Annotated in this window: 11 protein-coding genes; 9 read left to right on the forward strand and 2 right to left on the reverse strand. The window is 41.8% G+C overall.

Annotated elements, in window-relative coordinates; all coding sequences use genetic code 11:
• The first annotated feature begins 132 nt into the window (after window positions 1–132).
• From AC6CH7_RS01875 to AC6CH7_RS01905, 7 genes are all read left to right on the forward strand, one after another.
• Window positions 133–873, forward strand: a complete 741-nt coding sequence (locus AC6CH7_RS01875; RefSeq protein ID WP_498261064.1) for an SDR family oxidoreductase — start codon at window positions 133–135, stop codon at window positions 871–873.
• A 46-nt stretch (window positions 874–919) separates the two neighbouring features.
• On the forward strand, window positions 920–1,300 hold the full coding sequence (locus tag AC6CH7_RS01880) for a winged helix-turn-helix transcriptional regulator (RefSeq protein ID WP_498261065.1): 381 nt from the start codon (window positions 920–922) through the stop codon (window positions 1,298–1,300).
• A gap of 17 nt (window positions 1,301–1,317) precedes the next feature.
• Window positions 1,318–2,337, forward strand: a complete 1,020-nt coding sequence (locus tag AC6CH7_RS01885; RefSeq protein ID WP_498261066.1) for a sensor histidine kinase — start codon at window positions 1,318–1,320, stop codon at window positions 2,335–2,337.
• On the forward strand, window positions 2,318–3,079 hold the full coding sequence (locus tag AC6CH7_RS01890) for a LytR/AlgR family response regulator transcription factor (protein ID WP_498261067.1): 762 nt from the start codon (window positions 2,318–2,320) through the stop codon (window positions 3,077–3,079). Before AC6CH7_RS01885 ends, AC6CH7_RS01890 begins: the two co-directional genes overlap by 20 nt.
• A gap of 122 nt (window positions 3,080–3,201) precedes the next feature.
• Window positions 3,202–3,999 carry a DUF1223 domain-containing protein gene (locus tag AC6CH7_RS01895; RefSeq protein ID WP_498261068.1) on the forward strand — a complete coding sequence of 266 codons (798 nt, stop codon included), beginning with the start codon at window positions 3,202–3,204 and terminating at the stop codon, window positions 3,997–3,999.
• A 56-nt stretch (window positions 4,000–4,055) separates the two neighbouring features.
• Window positions 4,056–4,445 (forward strand): DoxX family protein, encoded by a 390-nt coding sequence (locus AC6CH7_RS01900; RefSeq protein WP_498261069.1) that lies wholly within the window; start codon window positions 4,056–4,058, stop codon window positions 4,443–4,445.
• Window positions 4,446–4,521: 76 nt separating this feature from the next.
• On the forward strand, window positions 4,522–4,686 hold the full coding sequence (locus tag AC6CH7_RS01905; protein ID WP_498261070.1) for a hypothetical protein: 165 nt from the start codon (window positions 4,522–4,524) through the stop codon (window positions 4,684–4,686).
• A 56-nt stretch (window positions 4,687–4,742) separates the two neighbouring features.
• Here AC6CH7_RS01905 and AC6CH7_RS01910 read toward each other — a convergent pair whose 3' ends face one another.
• Window positions 4,743–5,873, reverse strand: coding sequence for a redoxin family protein (locus AC6CH7_RS01910; RefSeq protein ID WP_498261071.1), 1,131 nt, complete (start codon window positions 5,871–5,873; stop codon window positions 4,743–4,745).
• Window positions 5,874–5,999: 126 nt separating this feature from the next.
• Window positions 6,000–8,360: a TonB-dependent receptor gene (locus AC6CH7_RS01915; protein WP_498261072.1), complete on the reverse strand. Its 2,361-nt coding sequence runs from the start codon at window positions 8,358–8,360 to the stop codon at window positions 6,000–6,002.
• Between the two features lie 132 nt (window positions 8,361–8,492).
• Between AC6CH7_RS01915 and AC6CH7_RS01920 the strand changes: the two genes are divergently transcribed.
• Both AC6CH7_RS01920 and AC6CH7_RS01925 read left to right on the forward strand, forming a co-directional pair.
• Entirely contained in the window at window positions 8,493–9,692 is a 1,200-nt protein-coding gene (locus AC6CH7_RS01920; RefSeq protein WP_498261073.1) for a winged helix-turn-helix domain-containing protein, read from the forward strand.
• Window positions 9,693–9,942: 250 nt separating this feature from the next.
• Window positions 9,943–13,047: a SusC/RagA family TonB-linked outer membrane protein gene (locus AC6CH7_RS01925; protein ID WP_498261074.1), complete on the forward strand. Its 3,105-nt coding sequence runs from the start codon at window positions 9,943–9,945 to the stop codon at window positions 13,045–13,047.
• Window positions 13,048–13,056: the final 9 nt, after the last annotated feature.

Genomic DNA, 13,056 nt, shown 5'->3' on the forward strand with positions numbered 1-13,056 from the left:
ACAAATAAAACGATGTTATTGTATTGTCGGCATGATGTCAGAATTAATGTTTTAGCTGGTATCATTGATTATACTGGTAACAAAATTATACCAAACGCATTTTACTTTTGTTCAAACTTACAATAGAAAAATATGGAAACTTTAAAAGGAAAAATAGCCCTCATCACAGGAGGGAACAGTGGTATCGGATATGCAACTGCGAAAGAATTAAAATCACAAGGAGCGGAAGTCATCATTACAGGCAGACGGGAAGATGCGCTACAAAATGCGGCGGCAGATCTGGGTGTAATTGGTTTTGTGAGTGATCAGGGCCGGGTCTCCGCTATTGAAAAACTTGCTCAAAAAGTGAGCGCACAATTTGGCAGGATCGATATTCTGTTCATCAATGCGGGAGTTTTGGCAGGTGCAGGGATTGAAAATGCAACCGAGAGTGATTTCGACTATGTGATGGATGTCAATTTTAAGGGAGCATATTTTACGCTGAGCCGCTTTATTCCGATTCTGAATGATGGCGCGTCGGTAATTTTCCTCTCCTCGAATGTGGCGAGCATGAGCGGAGCCCACTCCTCTATCTACAGCTCGAGCAAAACGGCGTTGAACTCAATAATGAAGATCGCCGCTGTAGAATTGGCACCGCGCGGGATACGTGTGAATGCGGTAAGTCCAGGGCCAACGCAGACCGAGATTTTAAATAAACTGGGGCTTGACCAGGCCAGCCGCCAAGGACTGGATGACTGGATGATTGAGCGCATTCCGCTACGGAAGATAGGTGGTGCCGATGATGTTGCTAGAATGGTCGCTTATTTCGCCGGAGCGGCTTCCAGTTTTATCACCGGAGCGGAAATCGTGATGGACGGGGGGATGAGTTTATAAGCTTTCGTATTTTAGTATCTTGCAAGCAATCCTTAACCAGTACATCATGAGTAATGAAGAACTTATCCGTAAGTCGGGAGAAATACTTTCAGATCCCCGAAATCAAAAGGAAGAAAGCCAGGCACTGCAGGATACCATGTACGTCATGGGCGGAAAATGGAGGCTGATGATCATCAATTCGATTTGCAACGGTAACAGGCGCTTTCGCGACATACAAAGAAGCATTCCAGGTATCACTACCCGGATGCTTTCCAGGGAGTTGAAGGATATGGAAGCCAATAAACTGATCAAAAGAACTGTAACGCCCTCAACACCAGTGCTGGTCGAATACACTGAAACAGACTATTGCCTTTCTTTTGGTGCCATTATCCTGGAGATGATCCGATGGGGCAAGCAGCACCGTGAAAAAATAAGAATAACAGATTAACCTTACCCGGCTTATCCATGAAAAAAACGAATTTCAAGATATCAAATACCATTATCTGGAGCAGTTCTATCGTGCTGGGGGTATTGTCTTCAGTACCTCAACTTGCTTCCCACCAGTTCAATTTTTCTGAAGCTGCGGTGAATGCAGGTATCACCACAGCGTTTGCGGTAACGATGTGGTACTTCAATATCTATATGCTTTCGCGAAAAAGCAATAAGCCCCAAGGTCAGCAGATCTCTTACCATAAGCTGCTGAAGTCCCTGTTATTCGGACTCGCGGTAATGCTCGCACTGGCTTATGTTCAGCAGCTAATACTTTCCCATATTGAATTCGGTCCCACTATGCTGATGATAGAGGTTCGGGGGATATTGATTAACCTGGTCTTCTATATGTTCCTGACCCTACTGCAGCAGAACTATGAAAACCAGCACGTAAATATGGAACTGGAACGCTTCAGAAACGACAATCTCAGCGCGCAGTATGATCTGCTCAAACAACAGGTCAACCCACATTTCCTTTTCAACAGCCTGAATACCCTGAAAGCCATGGTGGAGAGCAAAGATGAGCAGTCTGTAGATTTCATCCTGAAGCTGGCTAATTTTTACCGGTATACTCTGGAGAGCCGCAAGCTGGATCTCATTCACGTTCGTGAAGAGATGGATATCCTCAACGCTTACCTTTTCCTGCAAAAGGCAAGATTTGATGATGGTTTTATATTTACCAGCAAACTGGATGATGAGGTGTTGGAAACACTTATTCCGCCCTTTACCCTGCAACTGCTGGTAGAGAACTGCCTGAAACATAACATTGTCTCCCTGCATCGGCCATTAAACATCAGTATCTACCGTGATGCTGATACTTTGGTGGTGGAGAATCAGATACAGCTAAAGAATAACGAGGAAAGCTCCCTAGGGGTTGGTCTCAAAAATATTGAACTCAAGTACAGTCATTTGCTGGACAGGAAGGTGGAGATACTGAACGACCAGCAATTATTTCAAATCAAACTTCCATTAATCTATGAACATCATCATCATTGAGGACGAATTACGAACCGCCAAATCATTGGAAAACATACTACGGGAACTCCGTCCCGCTGCTAAAATCACCGGCGCCTATCAAAGTATCGAAGAGTCGGTAGCGGCGCTGTCCAAGGGACCGCACCCCGACCTGATTTTCATGGACGTTCAGCTGGCAGATGGATTGAGCTTTGAGATTTTCAAGTCGGTAACAATTAGCTGCCCGGTGGTTTTTTGCACCGCCTTTGACGAGTATTCGCTGGAGGCCTTCAAGCGTAACGGAGTGGATTACGTGCTGAAGCCGTTTTCAAAAGAAGATATCGCCGGGGCCATGAAAAAAGTGGACGACCTGAAGAACTTCTTTCAGCAAAAGACTATTCCGGATCTGAGCGATCTGCTGATCCAGATGGTTCAACCTGCAGAGAAGACCAGTTTCCTGGTATTCAAGCACCAGAAATATACCACAGTACAGGTCGCACAGATTGCCTATTTCTACATCCGGAATGAGTCCACTTCGATCATGTGCTTCGACGGGCAGGAATTTTCTCTGAGCCAATCTCTGGATCAGGTTGCCGGGTCGGTTTCCCAAAAGCAGTTTTTCAGGGTTAATCGGCAATACCTGGTCAACTTCAGCGCGATTAAGGAGATTGAGCATTATTTCCTGCGTAAGCTGTATGTGAAATTGGTACTCGAAACTCCCGATAAACTGCTTATCAATAAAGAAAAATCGACCTCTTTCTTATCCTGGATGGAGAACCGTTAACAACAATACAATTGAAGGATCGCCCTGTCTATATGGCGATCCCAATTGTCCGATTCAACCCGAATCTCCTGTTTTTGGGTATCATTAGTCCCTAAGTTTGGATCAAATTAAAGATTCAAATTATGAAAAGGATACAACTCACTATGCTTTGCGCATTAGCCGTCATCTTATTACTGACCGCGACCCTGGCCAATAGATCAATGGCCTCCAAATCATCCATCTCACAAACGGTAAAAGGAGACGGCTTCGTCGTTCTCGAACTCTTTACTTCCGAAGGCTGTTCCAGTTGCCCGCCAGCGGACGAGCTACTGGCTAAAGTACAGCGCGAGGCCGGCGACAAACCCGTTTATGCTTTGTCTTACCATGTAGATTACTGGGATAACCAAGGCTGGCGTGATGTGTTTAGCAATCCGGACTACAGCAAACGTCAGTACCAGTATGCAAGCAAACTCCGCGCACAGGTTTACACACCGCAGGTAGTAGTTAACGGTAAAACGGAATTCGTAGGTTCCAATGAGTCAGCCATGAATTATGCCATAGCAAGTGGCATTACAGGTAGGGCAGTCAGCACCTTGCAACTGCAGGGGAAACAACAGGGCAAAAAAATGAACCTCAGTTACCGGGTAACTGGAAAAACAGCTGAAGATGAGCTGTTGATCGCAATTGTTCAAAAGAAAGCTGCTCATCAGATCCAGCGTGGGGAAAATGAAGGCCGCACACTGAGTCATGCTCAGATTGTGAGAAGCTTACAGACCTTCCAACTGGATCAATCCGAAAAGGGTCAGCTGAGTCTTGAACTACCCAAAGAATACCGCACATCAGGATGGGAAATTATCGGTCTGCTGCAGGACAAAAAAAGCAAAGCTATACACAGCGCGACCAGGGCAATATTAACCGCCGTCGAATTCAAAGACAATTAAGATACGGAGTAAAAATTTTAAACACTTAAGTAAGACAGTACATAAATATAGAAATCATGAATACTAAAACAACAAAAATAATCTACTGGATCGGCATCGTTTTAACTTCCCTATGGTTCGGTGCGAGCGGATTCTTTGAACTGACCAACAATGCGCTGGTTTGGGAAATTACCCGGCAACTGGGTTACCCTGCACATTTTATTTACCTGTTGGGGGTCGCCAAAATATCGGGCATCATCGTGCTCCTGATTCCCGACAAATTGCTGAGATTAAAAGAATGGGTATTTGCCGGAATCTTCTTTGATATTATCTTCGCATTCGGATCAAAAGTAGCCGTCATTGGCGTTGGGGCAGCCACAGATGCCGTTGTAGCGTTAGTGATGGTCAGTGTGACCTATGCGATGTTCAGAAAGCTCTATCCGGTGGCTTACCGAAAAGTTGAGTAAGATTTCAAGCCTTGGCCAGGCCGCCTGATTCGCCACCACAAAAAGAAAAACCTTCTTGGTCTGAATCTTGTTTAAAATGTTCAAAATTGAAAACTATATTTCCAACAATCAATTGATCAGAAACACAAAAATGAAATTCACCTATTATACCCTTATTGTTTGGAAAAACGGAGTTGCTACCCACGTTTCCAATGGCGCTAGTAGTAGTTCTGAAGGCCTCGCCATCTTTTTGAAGCAATAAAAAGAGACATGATTCAGTTTAATTATAAAACCATACCTGAAGTTTGCATATTTCTATTATAAGTTTTTAGTAAGAAAATCAGCCAGTTCGACCGGGCTGATGTTTTTAGCGATAATCCTGCCATTATGATCTAAAAGGAAGTTACTAGGGAATGAATTGATGGTTAGTTTGGATGCCTGAACGCCATCAATATCCCAATATTGAGGCCAGGATAATTGTTTTTCAAGAATTACTGTTCGCCATTCAGCTTCATATTTTGCCTTATCTGTTGATATTGCAAGTATTTCAAACCCTTTGTCTTTATAGGCCAGGTATGTTTTCTTTAAATCCGGAAATTGAGCGAGGCATGGGCCACAGTTACTATACCAAAAGTCAATCAGTGTAAATTTATTACTTACATAGGATGCTGCTGTTAACTTTACCTTGTTTTGATCAATACAATCTATCAAGGGGAAAGATTTGCCAATAGCGATATGAGACCCGGCATTTTTAAGCTTTTCAGCAATTTTCTTACCTGTAAAAGTCGTTTTTATTTCGGGCGAAAATGCTGCAAAGATGGAGTCGAAAATGTTCTCATAGCCGAAACCTAATAATCTGACAAGATCCCAAAAAGCCAGGTAAGAATTGGGATGGTTTTTTACGTATTGCAACAAATTCTCATCATTCATTGAATAAGCTTTTTTCAGGTCAACCATTAAACCTAACTGAATGCTGTCGGGTAATTTACCTGAATATTGCTTGGTCAGATCATCCCATCTCGTATTCACTTTATTTTTATAGACTTTACTTGCCCCGAAAGCTTTTAAATACTCATTATGATATTCATCCATCGCATGATTTTTCACTAAGGGTATCTTACGATTGGAATCTATGTTACATGTAATGGTCTGCACACCTTTTTCTAAGATAAACCACTCGGTCATAAATATATTGGCATTTAAAAATACTCCAATGGGGTAAGGAATTGAACCTTTGAATTGAAATTTTCCATCTTTAATCTTAACCGCGATTTCTTCGATGCCTGAAGGATAGTAATCTTTTGCGTTAATAAATGCTAATTTAATAGTCCCGGTATCCACATCAATACTGCCGTTTAGCTCAAAGGAGTTTTCAGATATATTCTGACCATTGGATTTAATTGTGAATACCAGGATTAGGAACAAGGAGAAACAAAGCTTTTTTATCATAGGGGTTAATTTTAGCACAAACTAGTGTATTAAAATTTACCATGATACAAAAACAGTTTGATTTAACATTTTTTCACATACTCAAATTATAGCTTGTAAGCCGACTAAAATTAGTCTGTAAGCCACTTAGTAGCTTACAGATACGCCCAGGTTAACTGATGTTCCTCTACCTTTGGAATAGAAACCCGGTTGCATAAACCATTGTGCCCTTGCTGGAAAATAGTCCTGGTTGAACAGGTTTTCCACGCCTAAAGTAATCCGGGTGTTTTTATTAGCCCTGTAGCTACCAGCAAAACTGAATAGGTTATACGCTTTAACTGCTCCTTCATTACCATTGTACACGCCTGTAGCGTTTTTCTCGAAGCGATTGCGTGACGCTATTCCGGTATAGTTAAGTGTTAGATCTAATACGGTCAATGGGCTATAAGTAACTGTTCCGGTAATTTTAGGTGCTGAAATTCGGCGACCATTCATATACATATCCGTACTGTCATCAAATTTGCCATTGTTATCAAGGTCACGTTTACCTTCTGTGTAACTATAACTTGCACCAAATGCTAATGAAGGCATCAACTTATAATTGGCAGCGAGTTCAAATCCATATATTTCTTCCGGACTCCTTGCAGTATTAAACAACCCCGTAGCCGCGTCGTAAACCACTTCAATACCAAGTTTCGATGTACTTTTGTACACGGAAGCAAGAAAAGTCAGGTCCTGATAGGTACTTTGAAAACCAGCCTCATAATTATTCACTTTTACGGCATCGGTATTGATCTTATCAATGCTGTTCACTTTAGCTTCACGCAACGCCAGACCAATGTCCATCACCGAAAAACCCTGAGAGAAACTGATAAAAGGACTGAACAACGCAATACGGTTATATTTTAATGCTGCATTATACAGATAGGTATTGTACTTTAATTTACCGCCTGTAACATCAAAAGAAGGTGTCAACGTTCCCCCCGTTGCATTTGTAGTACGCAATGTTTTGTAGTCGTCCACATCAATATTTACATGTTCCAGGCGTACCCCTGTGGTAAATATCAGGTCATTTAACGCGGTTATGCTTGCCTGCGCAAATGGAGCCAGGTTGGCCATATCCATTTCTGGTACCCAGGTCCTGCCGTCAACTAAAGGCTGTGCCGTTTTATCCTTTAAAAAGTCTGCACCATAAGCTAGTGTTGCCTTTAAAGATGAAGTTTGCAGAACAGGCGTTTCCAAAAATAAGCGGGCACCTTTTTTATCATTCGTAGCTAGCGATTGTCCGTCGCCGCCATCAAAACGACCTAAAGAGACGTAAAATACATCTTTACGTTTTTCAAAGTAAGTATCAACAGTCAGACTGGTATTCAATAGTATGCTGTCTATTTTATACGAAAGGTGGATATTATGGTTGTAATCAACTCCGGTTGGTATACCAAGCGGCTTACCTAAAATACCAGTAGCTTTTTGACCCGTGGCAAGATTACCATTCACTAATGTGAAATTACTGTTCTGTAAACTGCTGTACATATTATACACGAGCTGCAAACGTTGATTTTTGGTTGGCTGATAACCGACTTTGAAGAACGCATTGTAACTATCAGTTTCGCCTAAACTATAGTTTGGGCCAACTACATCGCCTTTGGCATCTTTATATTCACCTGTTTGTTCGTAAGTTCCACTAGCTACATAATCAATCTTTCCAACCTTGCCATAAAACATTTGATTGATGCGGCCACCTCCGGAATTTTTTGGGTTGATCAGCGATCCGTTTAAGTTTACAGATGTTTTTCCTGCAAACTTTGCGGCAGTATCAGGAACAAGTGTAATGTAGTTAACCAAGCCGCCGGCTGCGCCATTTCCATAAATTGCTGTTGCACCTTTTACAACTTCTATTTGTTGTAAAACCGCAGGGTCGATAGAGCGAAGGTCTACCTCGGCATTTCTTAACGGAGAAGATTGGCTTACCCCATCAATCATAACCAGCATTGGCCGTCCACGAAGATTTTGTCCTACGTTATTTCCTGTTTGTGCGGTTGGGGCAAATCCCGGAACCTGATTGGCTAAAATCGTACTTAAGTCAGGATTAATGGTCATTTCTGATTCGAGCTTCTTTTTTGAAACAACACTTACTGATGCAGCTATGTTGCGTATATTTTCGGGCTTACGTGTGGCAGAGATGATTACATTTTCTAATGTGTTGCTTTCTTGTTCCAGTACCCAATTTAAGGTTGTGTCACGTTGTAAAGATCCTAGTTCTATATTTAGGCTTTTATATCCTACAGCCTTTGTTTTTAATACTACAGGTTTATCGGCTTCTACAAATAATGTAAAATGTCCTTTGGTATCAGTTTGTGTTTTTGTCGATTTATTTGTTTCGATAGTTACAAACGGAACTCCCGAATTTTTATCCGTGACCACACCCTGAATTTTAATGTTCTGGCCATAGGTCTGAGAAAAGGAAAGCAGCAGAAATGAGAGCAGCAAAAGTAAGTTTTTAATCATCGTATTTATTTTTTTGCCGAAAGTAAGCAAAAGTATGTTAATTATAATGAATCTAAATAAAGTAATAGGAGGTTTGCCAGTTTTATAATTTTTCACATTACCTTTATAATCCGAAAGCCCTATATACTGCTTATGCCAATAGCATCTATTGCCCTTACTAAACCGCAAGCGCGGAAAATCATTCTTGATGCCGCCGGACTTGCCCGCAAGGCACAGTTCGGGACTGGAATAGAGGCTGTTTACAGGGTAATTGACCATCTGGGTTTTGTACAGCTGGATACAAATTATGTTGTGGAGCGCGCCCATCATCATGTCATGGCTGCGCGCGTACCTGACTACCAAACAGAATGGCTGGCCAACCTTTGCGAAGATGGCCGGGTTTATGAATACTTCACTTCGGACGCAGGCTATCTTCCGATGGGCGATTTCCGCTTTTCACTGCCTGTGAAAAAAGCCTTTGAAACACAAGGCAAACCGCTCACCAAGCCGGAAATTAACTTAATGAAGCAGATTCTGGACCGGGTGGAAAGGGAAGGGGCGCTAATGGTTGGGGATTTTGAAAACGACCGCCTGGAAGCCAGCTCTGGTTGGTGGGATTGGCGACCCGCTAAGGTTGCGCTGGAAAGGCTTTACCTTAACGGGAAATTGATGATCAGCCGTACCAAAGCTTTTCAGAAAACCTATGATTTACCATTTAATTTAGTGCCTGAGGAAACAGACCTAACCATGCCTACAGATGAGGAATACGCTCGTTTTGTGATCAATCGTACTTTAGGTGCACTGGGTATCTGCTCTGCCAAGGAAATGGCGTGGCGTGCCCGCCGTGTGAAAGGCAACCTGGTTAAAAAAGAACTGGAAAACATGGTTCAGACAGGCAAAGTGAAAATGGTAATTGTAGAGGGCTTGAAAGGCCCGCTCTATATGCTCCCCAATCAGGAAATGAACATTAAGCTATCCAACGATGTCTTCATCCTTTCGCCCTTTGATATTCTCAACGTCTTCCGCCACCGCTTAAAAGACTTCTTCAATTTCGATTACCAGATCGAATGCTTCGTGCCTGCCCCTAAACGCCAGTACGGTTATTTTTCACTTCCTGTACTCGGGGGGGAAACTTTTATCGCAAGGATGGATGCTAAAGCCGACCGCAAACAAAAAGTACTGATCGTCCATAACCTCCATTTTGAACCCATTGATCTTGAGCAAATCATTATTGAAAAGTTTGTTCAAGCCTTAAAAGCATTCGTCCAATTCAACCAATGCAAGGACATTGTCTTCAAACGATCCAACAATGAAACTTACCTGAAAGCGATCAGCAAAAGTTTTTCTGAATAGACTAGTCTTGTCTTGAAAATTGTCGTTGAACATTTCTTCTATGAATATGAACATTTGAATCACGTTTTAATTGCGATAGAAAATACCTTTATCGTTGAACGAATATGTAAGGAAAAACAGCTCTTCAACTAACTCCATAGTCTAATTGCTCCGAATCTGGAAAAGGAACTTCATCTTTTACGAAGGAAGAATCGATTTCTAAAACTTAGTTAGTCGTTCATATTTTTTAACCAATTATAAACTGAATTTTATGAGAAAAGAAATTTTACGATTTTCTGTAATCCCTTATTGGAGGTATCCTGGATATCTCTGGAAGATTTTGATGTTTGCCATTCTGATTTCCGCTGCTAACACTGTTCAAGCTCAGACAGTAGTGAAAGGTAAGGTTGTGGATGAATTAGGTAAGGGCTTACCGGGAGTTAGTGTAGTACTGAAAGGTTCTACTTCAGGCACTTCAACTATTGAAAATGGCAGCTATTCGATTCAGGTGACTGGAAAAAATGCAGTCCTGGTATTTTCATTCATCGGTTATGCCATAAAAGAAGTGGCGGTAGGCAATCAATCGACAATTAATGTTGGTCTTACTCCAAGCTCATCAGATCTTGAACAGGTTATTGTTGTAGGTTATGGTACGCAAAGGAAAGAGGCTGTAACGGGCTCAGTAGCTTCTATTAGCGGAGCTAAGCTGAGCGAAGTTCCTTCTGCTAATATTTCACAGGCTTTGCAAGGGCGTATTGCGGGTGTGCAATTGTCGCAAACTTCAACTAAACCCGGTGCCAATATGCAATTCCGCATTCGTGGTACACGCTCGCTGAACGCCAGCAATGATCCGCTGATTGTGCTTAACGGTATTCCATTTGCGGGATCTGTTGGGGATATTAATCCTAACGACATCAAGAGCATTGATATCCTGAAAGATGCCTCGGCAACTGCTATTTATGGCTCACGTGGGGCTAATGGCGTTATATTGATAACAACCAATCAAGGTAACAGCGGCCAAAAAGCAAGAGTAAATTACAGTAATTATGTTGGCCTTAAAAAGGTTTTTGCTGAATACCCTATGATGGACGGACCTGAATTTGTTGCTCTGCGAAAGGCAGCAGGTAGGTTTACTCAACCAGGAGTGGACGAATCTGACGATGTTAATGTAAACTGGCAGGATCTGCTATATAAAAATAGTATGGTAACCAGTCACGACTTAAGCATTGCCGGTGGAGCCGAACAAAGCAGTTATAATTTCGGAGCTGGTTATTATAGAGATGAGGCGGTATTGCCAGGACAAAATTTTGAGCGCTTTTCTATTCGGGGTACATTAGATCAGCGAGTAGGCGAGGCCTTTCGTTTTGGTTTTACCTCAAATAATAACTATTCAGTATCTAATGGTAACAATTTAGGATTATACACTACTTTAAGTACTACACCTATTGCCAATCCATATAATGAAGATGGCTCATGGAAAAGAATTGTAAGAATGGCGAATGACAATCACTATGCATACTCAAGGGAAGTTATAGAGAACTTGGGTGATAAGTGGATAGATCGGACTAAAGGATTTGGATCTTACAATACCATTTATGGTGAGGTTAAAATTCCCGGTATTGAAGGTTTAAAATATCGTGCAAACGTTGGTCTGAATTTCCGAATGAGCAACGGCGGTAATTACACGGGAGAAGGTGTATTTAGTGATAATGAAAAGACGCTTTCAACGGCTGCTATCAGTAACTCACTTACCACACATTGGGTGATTGAAAATTTACTGACTTACGACCGTACTTTTAACGAAAAGCATCAGTTAAATGTAGTTGGCTTGTTCTCTTCAGAACAAACCAGTTTTAACAGTTCGTACATTTCTGCATTGGATATTCCTTCGGATAAGTTTCAGTTCTATAATCTCGGACATGCCGCAGGTGAAATTACTGTTAATCCGGATAACCAGGGCTATTATAAAAGCGGATTGATGTCTTACATGGGAAGGGCAATGTATTCATACGACAATAAATATATGCTGAGTGTTACTATTCGTTCCGATGCATCTTCCAGATTGGCAAAGGGGAAGCAATGGCATTCCTATCCAGCTATATCTGCCGGATGGAACATCAAAAATGAGTCGTTTATGAAGAATATTACCGCAATTGATCAATTGAAGTTGCGTGTAGGCTATGGACAGACGTCTAACCAGTCGGTTGATCCGTATAAAACAATGGGCCTGCTAAGTACCAGACCTTACAATTTTGGAGATCAGTTTGTAGTTGGAAACTATGTGTCTGAATTACCTAACGATAAGCTGGGATGGGAATATTCTCAAACATGGAACTATGGCTTGGATTTCTCCCTATTCAATAAACGTTTGTCGGGTACGGTTGAATATTATGTGCAGAACACCAAGGATATCTTGTTGAGAGTAGGACTTCCTTCTACTGCTGGTGTGGGTAGTTATATGGCCAATATTGGCGAAACGCAGAATAAGGGGGTGGAGCTATCTTTAAATGGTGTAATCATAAATGATTTAAACGGATGGACTTGGGAAGCAGGTTTTAATCTATACGCCAATCGCAATAAACTGATTTCGCTTGCTTCGGAGCAGACAAGAGACGAAAGTAACTGGTGGTTTGTGGGGCATCCTATTGATGTGATTTTTGACTATGAGAAAGTGGGTCTGTGGCAGGAAGGAGAACCTTATCGGAATAATTTGGAGCCGGGAGGAAATGCAGGTATGATTAAAGTTAAATACACCGGTGGTTACAATGAGGATGGTTCCCCGAAAAGACAGGTAAATGCCGACGATAGACAAATTATGAATATAAACCCGGATTTCGAGGGTGGTTTTAATACCCGCGTGGCCTATAAAGGATTCGATTTGGGGGTTGTTGGTATATTTAAAAGTGGTGGGGTGCTACTTAGTAGTCTTTACTCATCTTCGGGTTACCTAAATATGATGAGCGGCAGAAGGAATAATGTAAAGATAGATTACTGGACTCCTGAAAATACTGGCGCAAAGTATCCAAAACCTGGCGGAATAGAGAGTAGTAATAATCCTAAATATGGTAGCACCCTGGGCTATTTCGATGCATCATATATGAAGGTACGTACGATAACGCTTGGTTATAATTTCGATAGTAGTAAGTGGCTAAAAGGTAAAGACATTAGCAAACTGCGTCTTTATTGTACGGTTCAAAATCCATTTGTGTTTTTCTCTCCATACTATTCAGAATCTGGTATGGATCCGGAGACAAACTCATACGGAAACGAAAACGCAGCTGTACCTCTATCTGGTAACCTCAGACGCCTGTTGACCTTAGGTGTGAATACACCGGTTACCCGTAATTATTTGATCGGTCTTAATTTAACATTCTAAAAAAAGATT

The sequence above is a fragment of the Pedobacter sp. GQ55 genome (assembly GCF_059758925.1).

Coding starts and splice junctions, on each gene's coding strand:
- AC6CH7_RS01875 (WP_498261064.1), top strand. CDS start 133: ATGGAAACTTTAAAAGGAAAAATAGCCCTCATCACAGGAGGGAACAGT.
- AC6CH7_RS01880 (WP_498261065.1), top strand. CDS start 920: ATGAGTAATGAAGAACTTATCCGTAAGTCGGGAGAAATACTTTCAGAT.
- AC6CH7_RS01885 (WP_498261066.1), top strand. CDS start 1,318: ATGAAAAAAACGAATTTCAAGATATCAAATACCATTATCTGGAGCAGT.
- AC6CH7_RS01890 (WP_498261067.1), top strand. CDS start 2,318: ATGAACATCATCATCATTGAGGACGAATTACGAACCGCCAAATCATTG.
- AC6CH7_RS01895 (WP_498261068.1), top strand. CDS start 3,202: ATGAAAAGGATACAACTCACTATGCTTTGCGCATTAGCCGTCATCTTA.
- AC6CH7_RS01900 (WP_498261069.1), top strand. CDS start 4,056: ATGAATACTAAAACAACAAAAATAATCTACTGGATCGGCATCGTTTTA.
- AC6CH7_RS01905 (WP_498261070.1), top strand. CDS start 4,522: ATGTTCAAAATTGAAAACTATATTTCCAACAATCAATTGATCAGAAAC.
- AC6CH7_RS01910 (WP_498261071.1), bottom strand. CDS start 5,873: ATGATAAAAAAGCTTTGTTTCTCCTTGTTCCTAATCCTGGTATTCACA.
- AC6CH7_RS01915 (WP_498261072.1), bottom strand. CDS start 8,360: ATGATTAAAAACTTACTTTTGCTGCTCTCATTTCTGCTGCTTTCCTTT.
- AC6CH7_RS01920 (WP_498261073.1), top strand. CDS start 8,493: ATGCCAATAGCATCTATTGCCCTTACTAAACCGCAAGCGCGGAAAATC.
- AC6CH7_RS01925 (WP_498261074.1), top strand. CDS start 9,943: ATGAGAAAAGAAATTTTACGATTTTCTGTAATCCCTTATTGGAGGTAT.